Raw genomic sequence first — 16,943 nt, forward strand, 5'->3', positions numbered from 1 at the left:
ATGAAACCCAAGTACATTCTGGCGCTCGACCAGGGGACGACCTCCTCGCGCGCCGTCCTGTTCAACTCCCGCTGCGAGATCGTCTCGATGTCGCAGCGCCCCTTCAACCAGCAGTTCCCGCAACCGGGATGGGTCGAACACAACCCGCTCGAAATCTGGTCGACGCAGTCCTTCGTCATGGAGAACGTCGTCAACAAGGCCGATATCGAATGGAGCGACATCGAAGCGCTGGGCATTACCAACCAGCGCGAGACGACCGTCGTATGGGACCGCCAGACGTCGGAACCCGTCTACAACGCGATCGTGTGGCAGGATCGCCGCACGGCCGACTACTGCGACGTGCTGCGCGAACGCGGTCTGACGGAGCGCATCCGCGAAAAGACGGGATTGATTCTCGACGCCTACTTCTCGGCGACCAAAATCCGCTGGATTCTCGACAACGTACCCGGCGCACGCGCGCGCGCCGAGCGGGGCGAACTCTGTTTCGGCACGGTCGATTCGTGGCTCGCATGGCGGCTTTCGGGCGGGCGGCTCCACATCACCGACGTCTCGAACGCCTCGCGCACGATGCTCTTCGACATCCACACCCTCGACTGGGACGACGAACTGCTCGACCTGTTCGACATCCCGCGCTCGATGCTGCCCGAAGTCGTACCCACGAGCGCCGTATACGGCACGACCGACTGCCCGCAGGTACCGGTGCCGATCCCGATCGCCTCGCTGGCGGGCGACCAGCAGGCCGCGCTTTTCGGGCAGCAGTGCATCGCCCCCTTCTCGGCCAAGACGACCTACGGCACGGGATGCTTCATTATGCTCAATACGGGCGACCGGCCCCACGCCTCGGCCAACAACCTGCTGGCCACCGTGGCGTGGCAGCTCGGCGGCAAGACGACCTATGCGCTCGAAGGAAGCGTCTTCGTAGGCGGTTCGGTCATCCAATGGCTGCGCGACGGGTTGAAACTCTTCTCCTCGTCGGCCGATTCGGAACCGCTGGCCGCATCGGTCGAAGATACGGGCGGCGTCTATCTGGTACCGGCGCTGACGGGACTGGGCGCTCCCTACTGGGACCCCTATGCCCGCGGCACGATCGTCGGCATCACGCGCGGCACGACCTCCGCGCACATCACCCGGGCGGCGCTCGAAGCGATCGCCTTCGAGGTCGACGACGTGGTACGCGCCATGGCGGCCGATACGGGACACACCTCGACCGAGATGCGCGTCGACGGCGGTGCCGTGGCCAACAGCCTGCTGATGCAGTTCCAGGCCGATCTCACGGGCGTGCGCATCATCCGCCCCTCGGTCATGGAATCCACGGCGCTGGGGGCAGCCATGTTCGCCGGTCTCGCGGTGGGATTCTGGCATTCGACCGACGAAATTTGCGCCCTGCTCAAACCCGACCGCACCTTCTCACCCGAAGCCGCTCCGGCACTCATGGAACAACGCCGCAAACGCTGGCACGAGGCCGTGCGCCGCAGCCGGCATTGGATCGAAGAGTAACGACAACCGTAAAAAACGACTCGTCATGACACCTGTTCTGGCCGAATTCATCGGAACCGCCGTGATGCTGCTTCTAGGCACCGGCGTCTGCGCAAACGTTTCACTGGCCCGCACCAAAGGCAACGGCGCGGGGTGGATCGTCGTCATCGTCACCTGGGCGATGGCCGTCTTCACCGGAGTGGTGATCGCCGGTCCGTACAGCGGCGCACACCTCAATCCTTCGGTCACGCTGGCCTTCGCCGCGACGGGGCAGTTCCCGTGGAGCGACGTGCCGGGCTACGTGCTCGCCCAGATGCTGGGCGGTGCGGCGGGCGCGCTGGCCACATGGCTCTTCTATCGTCCCCATTTCGATCTGGAAGAGAACCCCGACACCATTCGCGGCGTTTTCTGCACCGCCCCCGCCGTCCGCAACCCGGCATCGAATCTATTGAGCGAGATAATCGCCACATTCGTATTGATTTTCACTATTTTCTATATCACGGAAGGACACCTTTCGTCGACCGAAGGCAACGTCCCTATCGGGCTGGGATCGGTCGGTGCGCTTCCCGTAGCGCTGGTCATCCTGGTCATCGGCGGCGCATTGGGCGGCACGACGGGCTATTCGCTCAACCCCGCCCGCGACCTTTCGCCGCGCATCGTCCACGCGCTGGTCCCGATCCGCCACAAGGGCGGCAGCGACTGGCGCTATGCGTGGATCGCCTCGGTCGGACCGCTGCTCGGGGCGCTGCTCGCCGCAGGAGTTCAAGTGATGATCCGCTCCTGAAACACGAAAGCCGGAATCGAGATTCCGGCTTTCGTGTTCGAACGGGCAGGTATTCCACAGGCATAGTTTTTGTTTCCGGAGGAGGAAAACGACAAGCCGGATGAGCAAATTCAAACCCCACATCGCCCTGTTGGTGTGCAACATCCTTTGGGCGATGGACTATCCCTTCTACAACATCGTACTGCCCGAGTACGTCCACCCGATGGCCATGGTATCGGGCTCGCTGATCGCAACGGCGCTGCTTTCACTCATTCCGCTCGCCTGGGAGAAATCCGAAAAGGTGGCGCGCACCGACATCCGCAGACTGATCGGGGCCGCACTGCTCATCGGCGTGCTGCGCAAGGTCTTCATCATGTACGGACTCTCGATGACGTCGCCCATCGACGGATCGATCATCGACACGATCGTTCCGCTGCTCGTGCTGGTCGTCTCGGTGTTGTTGGGAATGGATCGCTTCACGAAACTCAAAGTCGCCGGTCTCGCGCTCGGCATGGCGGGAGCCGTCGCCGTCGTACTGACGGGCATCTCGGCCGCCCACACCCATTCGCACCTGTGGGGCAACATCCTGATTCTGCTCTGCGCCTGCGTTACGTCGCTCTACATGGTCTGGTTCAAACGGCTGATCGCCAAATACCGAATCACGACCGTCCTGCGCTGGCTCTATTGCACCGCCGCGATCGTCGCGCTGCCGTTCGGACTGCGGGCGATCATCCACACCGACTACGCCGCAATCGCGCAACATGCGCTCTTCCCGACCTTGTTCGTGCTGATCGTCCCGACCTATCTGCCCAACCTGATGCTCAACTATGCGCTCAAAACGGTGCAGCCGACCGTTTCGAGCATCTACACCTACCTGCAACCCGTGCTGGCCATCGCCATATCGGTGGCAATGGGGCTGGACAAGCTGCACCTCGACACGGTGATCTTCGCCCTCGTGATCTTCACGGGCGTGGCGCTGGTGCTGCGTTCCTACGCCGCGCATCCCGACGCGCCCGCCTCGCGGACGCACTGAGAGGCCCGGCGGCTCCGCCGTTCTACCGCGAACCGATCCAGAGGAAGACCATACCGACGAGGATCAACGCCAGATCGATCGCCTTGGCGCGCAGGTTGCGTTCGCGGAAGAGCAGCGCGCCGAATCCGAACGAGACGACGACCGAGCCGCGGCGGATCATCGAGACGACCGAAATCATCGCTTCGGAGTCGCTCAACGCATAGAGATAGCAGAGATCGGCCGCCGACAGAAAAAGCGAAATGAAGGGAATGGCCCAGCTCCAATGGAAGGGCGTCGTACGCCTCCGGCGCGGCCACCAGATCAGCAGCACGGCCGCGGACATCATCCAGAACTGATAGAAGGTATACCAGCTCTGCACGAAGACAGGGTCGAGCCGGCGCGTGATGAACTTGTCGTACAACCCGCTCGCAGCCCCCAGCACGGCGGCCGCGGCGATGCAGTAGATCCAGACGTCGTGACGGAAATCGACCCCTTCCCTGCGGCTCGACCGGCTTAGCAGAAAGAGCGATCCTATGGCCAGCACCACGCCGACCCACTGATACCCGTTGAGCCGCTCGCCGAAGATCAGCATGGCCCCCACGAGCGTCATCACCGGCCGTGTGGCGTTGATCGGCCCGACGATCGTCAGCGGCAGATGTTTGATGCCGAAATAGCCGAATACCCACGAAGACAGCACGATGCACGATTTCAACACGACGAGCAGGTGAGCGTGCAGATCGCCCGCAGGACAGCGCAGGGGCGTCGCGTCGAACCATCCCCAGCCGCCGGCCGTCGAGAGGATCGTCGGCAGGAACAACAGCGACGAAAAGAGGGTATTGAGCAGCAGCACCGGCAGCACGGCATTGTCGCGCAAAGCCTGCTTCTTCGCCACGTCGTACAATCCCAGCAGCAGCGCCGAGGTAAAAGCCAGCAGCAACCACATGGGGCGGCTACATCAGGTCTTCGCCGTAGACGGCGCCGGGCAGGTCGTGGAGGTTGTAGCGCGACGCCATCGACATGCCGTAGGCACCGGCCGACTTGATCGTCAGCAGGTCGCCGCGCACCGAACGGCGCAGGCTCACGTTCTCGTCGAACCGGTCGGTCGACTCGCAGGCCGTGCCGACGACCGTGTACTTGTCCGTGCGGTCGGTTTCGGCCGTGATGTTTTCGATGTTGTGGTAGGAGCCGTAGAGCGCGGGGCGGATCAACTCGGTCATCGAGGCGTCGACGATCAGCAACTTGCGCCCCGTGGCGGTCGTCTTGTTGAAGAGCACGCGCGTGATGAGTTCGCCGCACTCGCCGACGATCGACCGGCCGAATTCGAAATGCACCTCGCGGTCGCCGACCCGCAGATGGTTGTGGACGATGGCGAACAACGACGCGAAGTTGGGGATCGGCTCGTTTTCGGGCATGTCGTAGTTGATGCCCAGACCGCCGCCCACGTCGACGAAACGGAACGAAAAGCCCAGCCGTTCGAGGTTCTCGACGATGACGTTGACCTTCTGGCACATGTTCTCGAAGACGTGCAGTTCGCGGATCTGCGAACCGATGTGCAGGTGAACGCCCACGATGCGCAGGTGTTTCAGCGAACGGATCCGCTCGGCATTGTCCAGAATCTCTTCGTAGGAGATGCCGAACTTGCTGTCGGCCTGACCCGTATCGATGCAGTGGTTGGTCTTGGGATCGATGTCGGGATTGACGCGCAGGGCGACCTCCACCGTACGTCCCGCCTCGGCGGCCATCGCGTCGAGCACGAGCAGCTCCTCGATCGACTCGCAGTTGATCGCCATGATCTCCTGCTCGATGGCGTAGCGCAGCTCCTTGTCGCGCTTGCCCACGCCGGCATAGACGATGCTCTTCGGGTCGAAACCCGCCTCGATCGCCTTCTGCACCTCGTTGCCCGACGCGCAGTCGACGCCCAGCCCGTATTCGCGGATGATCGCAAGCAGACGGTCGTCGTAATTGGCCTTGATCGCGTAGTGCACCTTATAGTTGTACCGTTTCGACTCGTTGACCACGCTTTCGAGCGTCTGGCGCAACAACTCCGTGTCGTAAAGGTAGAAGGGGGTCTCCATGTCCCGCAAGCGGGAAGCGATACGTCTGCTTAACATAATCCGAATCTATTTAAATTAACTAACCTGCAATCAATTGGGCGATCACGAAGAGCGCCAGCGTGAGACTCGCCAACCCGTTGAGCGTGCCGAAGGCGATGCCGATGTTGCGCTGGCGCGAGGGGGTCACCAGCAGATGTTCCGCCGCGAGAATGGCCACGAACAACGCCTCGCCCGTCCACAGCAGCGCCCCCTGCGGACAATAGCTGCCGAACCACAGGAGCGCGCCCACGCTGACCGCATGGAGCGCCACGCTGATCGCGAGCGCCGTGCGCAGCGAAAACCGCTGGGGAATGGAGTGCAGGCCGTGCGCGCGGTCGTAGTCGGCGTCCTGCAAGGCATAGATGATGTCGAATCCCCCGCACCACGTCAGCACGAGCAGCGCCAGCACGCACGGCTCCCAGTCGAAACGCCCCGTCAGGGCGATGTAGGCACCGACGGGCGCGATCGAGAGCGACAGCCCCAGCACCAGATGCGCCGCCCAGGTGAAGCGTTTGCAATAGCTGTAACCCATGATGACGGCCAGCGCCACGGGCGACAGCAGCGCCGTCAGGCGGTTGATCGTCGCAGCGCACGCCACGAAGAGCAGAGCGTTGACCGCGACGAACGTCAGCGCCCGGCGGGGCGAGATCACGCCGGCGGGAATCTCCCGACCGGCCGTGCGGGGATTCGCGGCATCGATGCGCCGGTCGGCCCAGCGGTTGAATCCCATGGCCGTATTGCGTGCGAAGACCATGCACAGCACCACCTGCACCAGCGGCACGCACCACCACAGCGGTACCGGATAGACCTCCGCCAGCGCATATTTCCACATGGCATAGGCAAAGGCCATGAGCGCGAAGGGCATGGCGAAAATCGTGTGCTGGAACTTCACCAGACGCATATAGTCGGCAAATCGGGGCATTTCCGTAAGGGTTAACTCCGGCAAAGGTATGCAAAATAGCGATTCGGACGACCGTTCGACGGAAGAAAATCGCGCGGAAGGCCGGAAAAGACCGCCGGCATTTGGCGATTTTAAATCCGTATCGTATCTTTGTCGTGGATAAACCGCCCGCAGCGACGGCCCCGACCGAACCGATATACGCGGTTCCGCGATCCGGCCCGCACGCCCCGAAGCGGGAGAGACAAAACAAGCGGATTTACATGAAGAACATACGCAATTTTTGCATCATCGCCCACATCGACCACGGCAAAAGCACGCTGGCCGACCGGCTGTTGGAAAAAACCAACACCCTGAACCAGCGCGAGATGCAATCGCAGGTACTCGACGACATGGACCTCGAACGCGAGAAGGGCATCACCATCAAGAGCCACGCCATCCAGATGGAATACGCCGCGCGCGACGGCGAGCGGTACGTGCTCAACCTGATCGACACGCCGGGACACGTCGACTTCTCCTACGAGGTGTCGCGCGCGATCGCCTCGTGCGAAGGGGCGCTGCTGGTGGTCGACGCCACGCAGGGCATCCAGGCACAGACGATTTCGAACCTCTATCTGGCCGTCGGGCACGATCTGGAAATCATCCCCGTACTCAACAAGATCGACGTCGACTCGGCGATGATCGACGAGGTGACCGACCAGGTGATCGACCTGATCGGTTGCAAGCGCGAAGACATTCTGCTCGCTTCGGGCAAAACGGGCCAGGGCGTCGAGGAGATACTCGAAGCCATCATCGCCCGCATCCCCGCACCGAAGGGCGACGACAACGCCCCGTTGCAGGCGCTCATTTTCGACTCGGTATTCAACCCCTTCCGGGGTATCATCGCCTATTTCCGTGTCTTCAACGGCTCGATCCGCAAGGGCGAGCACGTCAAATTCATCAACACCGGCGCTGAATACGACGCCGACGAGGTGGGGGTGCTCAAACTCAAAATGTCGCCGCGCGACGAGATCCGCTCGGGCGACGTGGGCTACATCTGTTCGGGCATCAAGAACTCGGCCGAGGTGAAGGTCGGCGATACCATCACGTCGGTGGCGCGCCCCAGCCGCGAGGCGATCGCCGGCTTCGAGGACGTCAAGCCCATGGTCTTCGCAGGCGTCTATCCCGTCGTAGCCGACCAGTACGAGGATTTGCGCGCCTCGCTCGAAAAGCTGCAACTCAACGACGCCTCGCTGACCTTCGAACCGGAGAGCTCGCTGGCGCTCGGCTTCGGCTTCCGCTGCGGATTCCTCGGACTGCTGCACATGGAGATCATCCAGGAGCGTCTCTACCGCGAGTTCGACATGGACGTCATCACCACCGTGCCCAACGTCTCGTACCGCATCACCACCACCTCGGGCGAGGAGTTGGAGGTACACAACCCCTCGGGACTGCCCGAAATCACGAAAGTGGCCAAGATCGAGGAACCCTATATCCTGGCGCAGATCATCACCAAAGCCGACTTTCTGGGCAATGTCATCAAGCTCTGCATCGACAAGCGCGGCGTACTGAAAAACCAGACCTTCATCACCACCGACCGCGTGGAGATCAATTTCGACATGCCGCTGTCGGAGATCGTCTTCGACTTCTACGACAAGCTCAAATCGATTTCGAAGGGCTACGCCTCGTTCGACTACCACCGCACGGGCTATCAACTCTCGAAGCTGGCCAAGCTGGACATCCTGCTCAACGGCGAGCCGGTCGACGCGCTCTCGTCGCTCATCTACGCCGACCACGCCTACGACTTCGGCCGCAAGATGTGCGAAAAGCTCAAGGAGCTGATCCCGCGCCAGCAGTTCGACATCGCCATTCAGGCGGCTATCGGCGCCAAGATCATCGCCCGCGAAACGGTGAAGGCCGTGCGCAAGGACGTGACGGCCAAGTGCTACGGCGGCGACATCTCGCGCAAACGCAAGCTGCTCGAAAAACAGAAGGCGGGCAAGAAGCGGATGCGGCAGATCGGACAGGTGCAGGTACCGCAGTCAGCCTTCCTCGCCGTGCTGAAAATGGACTAACCGGCGTCTCCGGCCGCCGCGGCCGGCGCGATACCATAACACGCCTTCGCTATGAAAAAGACCATCATCGATCTCTTCGAGGATTCCGTCGGGAAATACGGCGGGAAAACATTTCTGCTCGAAAAACGCCACCACAGGTTCGAGCCGACGACCTATGCCGAAACCCGCGAACTGGCACTCGAAGTGGGTGCGGGACTGGCCGCCTCGGGCATCCGCCCGGGCGACAAGGTAGCCATCCTGGCCGAGGGCAGCAACGCATGGATCATCTCCGAACTGGGCCTTTTCTACGCCGGAGCCGTCAGCGTCCCCCTCTCGGTCAAGCTCGAAGAGTCGAACGACCTGCTCTTCCGGCTGCGGCACGCCGAAGTCAAAGCGCTCTTCGTCTCCAAACACCAGCTGCCCAAGATCCGCCGCATCCGCGCCGAACTGCCGCAGATCGAGCTCGTCGTCGTATTCGGCCACATTGCGCTGGAAGCGGGGGAGACGGCCTACGGAACGCTCCGAAAACTCGGCCGCGACTACCTCGCAAAACACCGCGAGGAGTTCCTGAAAATCGGGCAGGCGATCCGCAACGACGATTACGCCACGATCACCTACACCTCCGGCACGACGGCCGATCCCAAAGGCGTGATCCTCACGCACCGCAACTATACGGCCAACGTCGAGCAGTCGCTCACGCGCATCGACATCCCGCCGTACTACCGCACGCTCATCATTCTGCCGCTCGACCATTGTTTCGCCCATGTCGTGGGATTCTACATCATGATCGCCTGCGGCGCCACGGTGGCCACCGTGCAGATCGGCCGCACGCCGATGGAGACGCTCAAAAACATACCGGTCAACATCCGCGAAGTCCGGCCGCACTTCCTGCTGTCGGTTCCGGCGCTGGCCAAGAATTTCCGCAAAAGCATCGAATCGTCGATCCGCGCCAAAGGCCGCATGACCGAAGGGCTGTTCCGGCTGGCGTTGAAGACGGCATACGCCTACAACGGCGACGGTTACCGCCGCGGACGCGGCTGGCGATGCGTCCTGCGACCTGTCGTAGCACTGTTCGACGTCACGCTCTTCCGCAAGGTGCGCAAAGCCTTCGGCGGAGAACTGCGTTTCTTCGTCGGCGGGGGAGCGCTGCTCGATGCGGAACTGCAACGTTTCTTCTACGCCGTCGGGATGCCGATGTTCCAGGGCTACGGTCTCTCGGAAGCGACACCCGTCATCTCGACCAACTCGCCCCGGCCCCGCAAATGCCGCTTCGGCTCGTCGGGCACGCTGGTACAGCCGCTCGACTGCCGCATCCTCGACGAAGAGGGTCGCGAGGTTCCTCACGGTCAGAAAGGCCAAATCGTCGTCCGCGGCGAGAATGTCATGGCCGGTTACTGGAAAAACCCCGAAGCGACGGCCGACACCGTGCGCGACGGCTGGCTCCATACGGGCGACATGGGCTACCTGACCGACGACGGATTCCTCTATGTGCTGGGACGTTTCAAAAGCCTGCTGATCGCCTCCGACGGCGAAAAATACAGCCCCGAAGGCATGGAGGAGGCGATCGCCGACGCATCGCGGCTGATCGACCAGATCATCGTCCACAACAACCAGAATCCCTACACGGTCGCCATCGTCGTTCCCAACCACGACGAACTGCGGCGGCGTTATCAAACCTGCGGGAACGATCTCGCCGCATTGGCGCGGGAGGTCGCAGGCGAGATCGACGCTTTCCGTGCGGGTGGAGTCCATGCCGGCGAATTCCCCGACCGCTGGCTGCCGTCGGCCGTCGCCATCGTCGACGAAGCGTTTACCGAGCAGAACGGACTGGTCAACAGCACGATGAAGGTCGTTCGCAGCAGGGTAGAGGAGCACTTCCGCGACCGGCTGGATGCGCTTTACACTCCCGAAGGAAAACGTCCCGACAGCGCACAGAACCTCGCTTCGCTGAAAAAACTGGTGGAATAAAGCCTCCCTTACCGAAATACGGGGACGGATCGTTGCGGTTCGTCCCCGTTCGGTTTACCGGCGAAGCCTGCCGCACACGATCCGGCGGCGCGACCGCTCCCAGAACAGGAATAGCCGTCCGGCAAAAATTTTACGACATCGGACCGTCCCGTCGCAACAGCCGGTCTTCTCACGCCCCGTCCCGACAGACCGCGACATCGTACAAAAATTATGTGTCGAGAGACGGATTCTACCCGCAGGAACGGTACAACAAGATAACACCATACGATCGATTCAGATTTTTTTTTCGGGCGACGCCCCATAAAAATGCGAAACCAGTTGGAGATTCACCGTTTTTTTATTACTTTTGTCCTGCTTTCGGAGTTTTTCCATCGAAAAGTGACATGCAATGCGGGAGTAGCTCAGGGGTAGAGCATCAGCTTCCCAAGCTGAGGGTCGCGGGTTCGAATCCCGTTTCCCGCTCCGGGCTTCTTTGAAGGAAGAAGTAAATCGAGTAAAAAACCTTATGTATCAGCGATATGTAAGGTTTTTTCGTTTTTAGGCGATGTATTCGAGCGCATAAAAAAGCAGGTTACTCAGACCTAAATCGTGACCTGTTTCGCTCGAACCGAAAAGAGGTCACGATTTACGACCGATGCGTTGAATTACATCGTTTTGCGTCCAATAATCTCTATGCTGCATACGTTTAACCGATTCAACCCATGCAGCATGATGAAACGCACGACATTCAGCGTGGTCTTCTTCTGCAAGAAGACGAAACTCACGAAGAAGGGCAAAGCACCGATCTATGCCCGAATCACGACCTCCGGCCAAATTTCCGAAATCCACACGCAGTGTCAGGCCGTACCGGAATATCGGAACCAGCGTTTGGAACGCGGTCTCCACGCAGTTACCGCAAGGTATTCGCCCGAAAAACACGATCACCGAGCAGATCGAGAATCTGAAAGGGCAGCAAGAAACGCTGCCGGTAGATGTTAGATATTACAGCTTTGCAGGCGCAGTGGAAGGCCGTGCGGACGGACTATGACGCCATCGACGAACAATGACGAAAGAAGAAAGAGGAGCCGGCGAAAGCCGAGGAACCTGCGCAGCCCCGCCGCGGGATCGAAGCCGGCAAACTCAAAGGTATGGACGTAGATGCCACGGCCGAAGCCGTCGAGCGAATCGGAACGTTGTTCCACGATCCGAACCCTTGCAATACGAAAAGCAGATCACAGACTCGCAGGGGATAATTGCCGACAAGTACCAGCGAATCGGAAAACTGCAACAAGAGATTAAACGATGCACACCGGATATGAGAAAGAGGTCGCCAACCTTAAACAGAAGGCACAACAGCTATTGAAAACATCCGTCCGCATCGATAACCTGTTCCCGCACGAAAGGGACTGTCGAAATGGGAAAACTATTGCAAGACCATCGGGCCGAGCGGGGTCAAGTTCACAGCAAACGCAACAGACGCCCCGTGGTTCGAACAGCAACAAAAGGAATTTGACCAGAAAATCGGAACCGACATCGAACGAGCGGAGGAAAGGCCGGAAATGGAGATTTCACCACAAAGCGGGTCGGAACGAAAAGGCTGTCCCGCTTTCATTTTTCATTCAAACAAATGGCCCCAAATTGAAATAACATTGTTCAGAATCAATATTGATTTTCAGAATTTTTTTACCGAAATTTGCTTTCGCAACAGCTCGAAAAAAAAAGAAGACGGCAATTGCATTTTCCGGATATGTTTTCTACATTTGCATTGACATATTGGAACCACGGAAAGTGTAAGTTTATTCTTGACTGGACGAACGTAGGAAATTCATCAGTGAAAAGAATAGGCGAATATCTTCTTACGTCGTATCCTTCGGGGTATAGGCGTGGGGCTGTTGCTTATTTTTTCACGAAGGTAATCCTACGACCTGTCCAGTTGAAATAAGTTTTCGGCACCACGCTTTTCTTTTTGTTAAAGCCGCCGAGGTGCGGACGGCATTTTTCGAAACTTATGAAAAAATTGATTTTGTTGGCGTGCATCATATTGTGCGCCGGGAGTGCGTCGGCACGACGTGTGGGCGTCTACTGCTTCTTTGCCGACGGAGCGAATGCCGTCTATGAAGACGAGAATCTCAAAGTCATGATCGGAATCGACGGCGGACACCCCTGTTGGATAGTGGCAAACAAATCGGACCGAACGCTCTACATCGACAAAGGAAATTCATTTTCTTACAAAAACAATACGCCGACTTGCCTTTTCTCCAATGCATCCTACACGAGCGGTAAGGAGAAAAACTCGGGCGTCGGAATCAATCTGGGAAGTGTCGCCAATGCTGTCGGAATCGGAGGGATTGCCGGAACACTCATGAACGGCATGAACGTCGGCGGAGGACGTACTACACAAAATTCGACGACGATTCAAGAACAGCGTGTGTTAGCACTCGCCCCTAAGGCGGTCTACAAACTTTGCGATTGGACAATCGATGCTTCCGACTTCGCCCAGATAGGCTTCCGCCCCCGTAAAATCGGCCGGACATGGCATTTCGAGAATACGAACACGCCCTATTCGGTACGAGGCGTATTGCGTTATTCTCAAACGGAAGATTTCGCGGAAACACAGGATATAACAGTGTCGAACTATGTTAACGACATTGTGCTGGACAAACGCCAAAGCCTCCGTAAATTCAAAAAGGCCCGAGTCGTCAATAATCCTATTTATGCAAATCGTAGTTTTTGCGTTTTCCTTGAAGGGCAAAATTACGCTGCAACCGCATACCTCGTCGGAGGCTGCCTCGCTGTTGGAGTCATTGCAGGAGCAGTAGCAGCGTCCGCCTAATTCGAAGGTAGAGAGAGGTAGTTTAAGTCAACATATAAAACTCTTTATCTTCCCGATTACCTCCTGAGACAAAAATATAATACGGAAACCTCCAAAAACAGATCGGTTCAAAACGATTAAAATTATTTCCATCCATAAAAACAAATTCTTATTCTTATAACCCGTCAACGGAATCGAATCAGCGTATTTAGTTCCGTCGGCGGGTTATGGAATAATATCCGGCGAACGAATATTCCTGTTATCGTGATTAGTTATCCAGAGCGGTAAAGCACGGCGCTAACGGAAAGATGAACCGTCGCCAAATCATATAATCAGCAAGTAATATCCGTCAAACGGCTGTTTCAAAGAAACAGCCGTCGACTGAGCAAGAGGAGGGGGGGGGTGATAATTCTTCGAAAATCAAGATTCGGGAAACAGTCGGACAAGAAAACGCAAAAAAGCAGAGTTTACGACTGCGTTTCCATATCGTCACCTGTCCGATTTTACGAACGTATTCATACTATACGGACATTTATTTGCGCCCTATTCCACCGCGATAGGTTAAGATATTTACAGACCGCCACCCTGAATTTCAGGGTCGTCGGACGCACCGCCCCTTCCAAATCCGAAAAACACCGAGACCAGCTTCCGTCGCCAACCGTTATCGCGTATCAGCTACGATGCCCAGTCCCTGCGCCTCGCACCACAGCCACGCCTTCGTGTCGGCCGTCTTCACCACCTCGAATTCGGCACTGCCGGCTTTCAGAGCGAACCCCGTACCCTCGTAGCGTGCGACTATCGTCACGCCGCTCTGTGGACGGGAAGAGAAGGTGCACGCCAGCACGCTGCTCTGCTCCGTATTCTGGATGCGGAGCGTCGTTCCCTCGCTGTCACGCACCAGCTGATCCGCTGTGCGGCAGAATACCCGCACGGGCACACCGTCGCTGTAAAGTCCGTATTCGGTCGCCGCAGCGAGAAATGCCTCGCACTCGGGTGAACCGTTTTCCACGGTCTCACCGCCCTTCTCGCAGGCGGTCATCACTGCGGCGACCGCTAAAACAGCCGCAATTTCCATGCGGAACGCTATATTTCCCATCACTTATTCTACTTTGATATACTTCGTTATAATCTCCGTGCGACCGCCGTCGGTCACACGTAACTCGACTTCATGTTCGCCGGCCGCAAGCCGCACGACGCTCTCGGTAGTCGCCTCGCCGTCGACCGCCCAGCTCAACTGCGCCTCGTCGGAGACGTTGATCGCTTTCAGCAATACAGGCGCTCCGACGGCATACTCCGACTGCAAAGCCATGCCTGCATAACGGCCGCTCTGTGCCGCCGTCGTGAAATAGGCGATCCGATAGCTCCGCTCCGCCTGGCCGGAAAGCTCGGCGATCCGTACGACATAGTCCTTTTGCCGTTCCAGATCATCGATATCGAACTGCGCCTCGGCGACCGTCTCCGTACCGATATAGAAAGCCGAATCCATCGGCCGCCACTGCACGCGCCACGCTTCGGCTTTCGAAGCACTCCACGTCACGAAGGCCGAACGCTCGAATGGCTGCACGGCAACCTCGAACGTCCCGTCGCCCCGATCGAACTCGTCGGATCGGAGCAGCGGCACTTCGAGCAGCGTCATGCCCTCCGTTACCGTCGCCGGCACAGCCTGCACCGGATACCCCTCGCATGTGAGCAGCAGCGAATAGTCGCCTGCCGTCACTTCGTCCACCTCACTGGTGAAGCAGCCGTCGTCACCGCTGACGAAAGTCGCGACTCGCTCGCCGGCGGCGTCGGACATCTCGATCGTCGCACCGGCCGCTGCCTCGCCTTTCCCGTTACATACACGACCGCGCAGCATCCGTCCGTCGACCACCTCTATATCGAACGCCGCAGCCGCACCAGTCGATCCGGCAACGGCACGTACGGTTGTCATACCCGCCCGCAGGCAATGCACGACACCCTCGCCGTCGACCGAAGCGACCGTTTCGTCGGAACTGCTCCACGCCAGCTCCCCGACGGCACCGGAGGGCATCACGATAGCACGCAGGAGAATCGTGTCGCCCGCAACTGCCCGCTCGCGCCCCTCGATACGAACTTCCTCGATACTTCCTTCGGCCATACGCACCGAGAAACGGATGACGCCCTCCGGGGATTCCGAGATGTCGTACAGCTCGGCCGCCGGCGAGGCTCCCGACCAGCTCTGCGCTGCCGGCCGGCTGGCGGCCGAGAACTCCGTGTTTCCGGTCTCGCCGGGATAGGGCATGAACGCCTCATAGCCGTCACCCGAATCGGGACGCGCCGTCACGAGGCGGAAACAGGGATGGCCGGCCACGTCATTAGGCATATTGTAAGTCCAACGGTCGCGGGCCGAGTATCCTTCGACGATCCGCTGCGAACGGTCGACGTGGTAAATCAACATGCCGTGTCCTTTGAGCGCTCTGTCCCATCCCGTCTGCTGACGGTTTTCGAGCAGGAAAAATTCACCTTCGGTATCGGTCGCAATCAGGTAGGCCTCGTTTTGCTGAATGGGATTGAGTTCGTAGTCACCCGAACGGGTGAGCGTCGTCGGGGTCAGCCATCCCGCCATCATGCGCTCCATCGCCGTGAGCGACGGCGGCGTGCGGCCTCCGTCGTTCCGACTGCCCTGACACATGAGCGACCAGTTGAAGACGCCGACTCCCGTACCGAAATCGCTACCGTTCGTATCGTAGAAATCGGGCCAGCCGAGCACATGACCGAACTCGTGGCAGAAGGTTCCGATGCCGGCCATGCGGCTGTCGAAATCGGGCGAACCGCTCAGCTCCGACGTACAGGCGTAGACGCACAGCTCCTTGCCGCCGAGCATCTCGCCCGGATAGGATATTTCACCCCGGTGCGGCCACACGGTATTCATACCGCCGCCGTCGGATTCGTTGTGACCGGCATAGTAGACGAAGACGTTGTCGATTTTACCGTCATTGTCGAAATCGTACTGAGAGAAGTCGACGCCGGCACGCTCCGCCTTGCGGCAGGCCTCGATAATCATTCGTTCGGCATTCTCGTCGCGATAATCAGTATTGGCGCCGTAATAAGCGACGGGATGGTCGAGCGTCACAGGACCCACCACGTCGAAGGTCGGGCGGAACCGTCCTCCCGAGTTATCGAGGTAGTAGTCACGCGCACTGCCGAGCGCTCCGTTGTCAGAATACCCCTCCTCATTGAGCATCCGTTCGAAAGCACGCTGCGGATCGGGCACCGTGAAACCGACGTCACTGAACGCCGCCAGAATCACCACCGAACGGATTTCGCCCGTCGTAGGGAATCCCGTTTCCAGTCCGGCGCGCGTCTCGCTGCGCAGCATACGCGCGCGAGCGCGCAACGCCGTCGCCACCACGCCCGGGCGCAACGTCTCCAACAGCAGGCGTTCGTCGGCTGTGCGGCGGCCGCGCTCAGACACGCGGACATTGCTGCGCACGGGACGGCCGTCACGCTCGACCAGATAATAGTAGAAACCATCGGGACCTTGATCGACGGAATAACCATCGGAGGTGACAGCATAGTGGAAAAACTCGTCGCCGCAAATTCGCAGCGACAGCGTCGTGCCGTCCGCCTGCCGCACACGGGCAAGCCTGCCGGTATCCGCCGCCCATAGCGATGTCGGCACGCATATCATCGCGACGGCCAGCACGCATGTCGCAAACCGTACAATCGTTTCGTTCGCTCGATTCATAAATGACGATACATGATAGCAGCACGAGGAGTGCCGCATCGGTTCGAGTAGCTAATGTACGAAAAAAATTTGAAACGAACGTTTTTTATGATTTTTTATTATATTTGTGCGAAACGCATACCGACGCGACACCTCTGCCGGCGGTCGTCCCCAATGCCTGCGGAGAGTATGCGTTCCGTGTCCCTTGACAATATCTTCATATA

Annotated in this window: 13 protein-coding genes and 1 tRNA gene; 8 read left to right on the forward strand and 6 right to left on the reverse strand. The window is 59.1% G+C overall.

Going from position 1 to position 16,943, the window contains the following annotated elements; genetic code table 11:
• From glpK to FMF02_RS12225, 3 genes are all read left to right on the forward strand, one after another.
• On the forward strand, positions 1–1,497 hold the full coding sequence (gene glpK, locus FMF02_RS12215) for a glycerol kinase GlpK (RefSeq protein ID WP_141413338.1): 1,497 nt from the start codon (positions 1–3) through the stop codon (positions 1,495–1,497).
• Positions 1,498–1,522: 25 nt separating this feature from the next.
• Positions 1,523–2,260 (forward strand): MIP/aquaporin family protein, encoded by a 738-nt coding sequence (locus FMF02_RS12220; protein ID WP_141413339.1) that lies wholly within the window; start codon positions 1,523–1,525, stop codon positions 2,258–2,260.
• Positions 2,261–2,360: 100 nt separating this feature from the next.
• The gene (locus tag FMF02_RS12225) at positions 2,361–3,272 is read left to right on the forward strand and encodes a DMT family transporter (protein WP_141413340.1); all 912 of its coding nucleotides are present in this window, start codon (positions 2,361–2,363) and stop codon (positions 3,270–3,272) included.
• Positions 3,273–3,294: 22 nt separating this feature from the next.
• On the opposite strand, the gene FMF02_RS12230 is transcribed toward FMF02_RS12225, so the two are convergent.
• From FMF02_RS12230 to FMF02_RS12240, 3 genes are read right to left on the reverse strand one after another with little or no spacing between them, the layout of a single operon-like run.
• Entirely contained in the window at positions 3,295–4,194 is a 900-nt protein-coding gene (locus FMF02_RS12230; RefSeq protein WP_019129467.1) for a DMT family transporter, read from the reverse strand.
• Between the two features lie 7 nt (positions 4,195–4,201).
• Positions 4,202–5,362 carry a diaminopimelate decarboxylase gene (lysA, locus tag FMF02_RS12235; RefSeq protein WP_026074708.1) on the reverse strand — a complete coding sequence of 387 codons (1,161 nt, stop codon included), beginning with the start codon at positions 5,360–5,362 and terminating at the stop codon, positions 4,202–4,204.
• A 22-nt stretch (positions 5,363–5,384) separates the two neighbouring features.
• The gene (locus tag FMF02_RS12240) at positions 5,385–6,266 is read right to left on the reverse strand and encodes a UbiA-like polyprenyltransferase (protein ID WP_141413341.1); all 882 of its coding nucleotides are present in this window, start codon (positions 6,264–6,266) and stop codon (positions 5,385–5,387) included.
• Positions 6,267–6,505: 239 nt separating this feature from the next.
• On the opposite strand from FMF02_RS12240, the gene lepA reads away from it, so the two are divergent.
• The 4 genes from lepA to FMF02_RS13925 all read left to right on the forward strand — a co-directional run bounded on the left by lepA (position 6,506) and on the right by FMF02_RS13925 (position 11,221).
• The gene (gene lepA / locus FMF02_RS12245; protein WP_019129464.1) at positions 6,506–8,296 is read left to right on the forward strand and encodes a translation elongation factor 4; all 1,791 of its coding nucleotides are present in this window, start codon (positions 6,506–6,508) and stop codon (positions 8,294–8,296) included.
• A gap of 51 nt (positions 8,297–8,347) precedes the next feature.
• Positions 8,348–10,243 (forward strand): AMP-dependent synthetase/ligase, encoded by a 1,896-nt coding sequence (locus FMF02_RS12250; protein WP_141413342.1) that lies wholly within the window; start codon positions 8,348–8,350, stop codon positions 10,241–10,243.
• 390 nt (positions 10,244–10,633) lie between these two features.
• A tRNA-Gly gene (locus tag FMF02_RS12255) sits at positions 10,634–10,705 on the forward strand.
• A gap of 249 nt (positions 10,706–10,954) precedes the next feature.
• The gene (locus FMF02_RS13925; RefSeq protein ID WP_244611655.1) at positions 10,955–11,221 is read left to right on the forward strand and encodes a hypothetical protein; all 267 of its coding nucleotides are present in this window, start codon (positions 10,955–10,957) and stop codon (positions 11,219–11,221) included.
• Here the strand turns inward: FMF02_RS13925 and FMF02_RS12265 are convergent.
• A complete protein-coding gene (locus tag FMF02_RS12265; RefSeq protein ID WP_141413343.1) occupies positions 11,218–11,424 on the reverse strand; it encodes a hypothetical protein in 207 nt (68 codons plus the stop codon). The genes FMF02_RS13925 and FMF02_RS12265 overlap by 4 nt on opposite strands.
• Before the next feature lie 806 nt (positions 11,425–12,230).
• On the opposite strand from FMF02_RS12265, the gene FMF02_RS12270 reads away from it, so the two are divergent.
• The gene (locus tag FMF02_RS12270; protein WP_141413344.1) at positions 12,231–13,055 is read left to right on the forward strand and encodes a hypothetical protein; all 825 of its coding nucleotides are present in this window, start codon (positions 12,231–12,233) and stop codon (positions 13,053–13,055) included.
• A 640-nt stretch (positions 13,056–13,695) separates the two neighbouring features.
• On the opposite strand, the gene FMF02_RS12275 is transcribed toward FMF02_RS12270, so the two are convergent.
• Both FMF02_RS12275 and FMF02_RS12280 read right to left on the reverse strand, forming a co-directional pair.
• The gene (locus FMF02_RS12275) at positions 13,696–14,109 is read right to left on the reverse strand and encodes a hypothetical protein (RefSeq protein ID WP_141413345.1); all 414 of its coding nucleotides are present in this window, start codon (positions 14,107–14,109) and stop codon (positions 13,696–13,698) included.
• Positions 14,110–14,133: 24 nt separating this feature from the next.
• Positions 14,134–16,740 carry a M6 family metalloprotease domain-containing protein gene (locus tag FMF02_RS12280; RefSeq protein ID WP_162502309.1) on the reverse strand — a complete coding sequence of 869 codons (2,607 nt, stop codon included), beginning with the start codon at positions 16,738–16,740 and terminating at the stop codon, positions 14,134–14,136.
• Between the last annotated feature and the right edge of the window lie 203 nt (positions 16,741–16,943).

It is taken from the genome of Alistipes communis, assembly GCF_006542665.1.
Classification (GTDB): Bacteria; Bacteroidota; Bacteroidia; order Bacteroidales; family Rikenellaceae; genus Alistipes; species Alistipes communis.

Coding starts and splice junctions, on each gene's coding strand:
- FMF02_RS12225 (WP_141413340.1), top strand. CDS start 2,361: ATGAGCAAATTCAAACCCCACATCGCCCTGTTGGTGTGCAACATCCTT.
- FMF02_RS12270 (WP_141413344.1), top strand. CDS start 12,231: ATGAAAAAATTGATTTTGTTGGCGTGCATCATATTGTGCGCCGGGAGT.
- FMF02_RS12275 (WP_141413345.1), bottom strand. CDS start 14,109: ATGGAAATTGCGGCTGTTTTAGCGGTCGCCGCAGTGATGACCGCCTGC.
- FMF02_RS12250 (WP_141413342.1), top strand. CDS start 8,348: ATGAAAAAGACCATCATCGATCTCTTCGAGGATTCCGTCGGGAAATAC.
- glpK (WP_141413338.1), top strand. CDS start 1: ATGAAACCCAAGTACATTCTGGCGCTCGACCAGGGGACGACCTCCTCG.
- FMF02_RS12240 (WP_141413341.1), bottom strand. CDS start 6,266: ATGCCCCGATTTGCCGACTATATGCGTCTGGTGAAGTTCCAGCACACG.
- FMF02_RS12230 (WP_019129467.1), bottom strand. CDS start 4,194: ATGTGGTTGCTGCTGGCTTTTACCTCGGCGCTGCTGCTGGGATTGTAC.
- FMF02_RS12280 (WP_162502309.1), bottom strand. CDS start 16,740: ATGAATCGAGCGAACGAAACGATTGTACGGTTTGCGACATGCGTGCTG.
- FMF02_RS13925 (WP_244611655.1), top strand. CDS start 10,955: ATGAAACGCACGACATTCAGCGTGGTCTTCTTCTGCAAGAAGACGAAA.
- lepA (WP_019129464.1), top strand. CDS start 6,506: ATGAAGAACATACGCAATTTTTGCATCATCGCCCACATCGACCACGGC.
- FMF02_RS12220 (WP_141413339.1), top strand. CDS start 1,523: ATGACACCTGTTCTGGCCGAATTCATCGGAACCGCCGTGATGCTGCTT.
- lysA (WP_026074708.1), bottom strand. CDS start 5,362: ATGTTAAGCAGACGTATCGCTTCCCGCTTGCGGGACATGGAGACCCCC.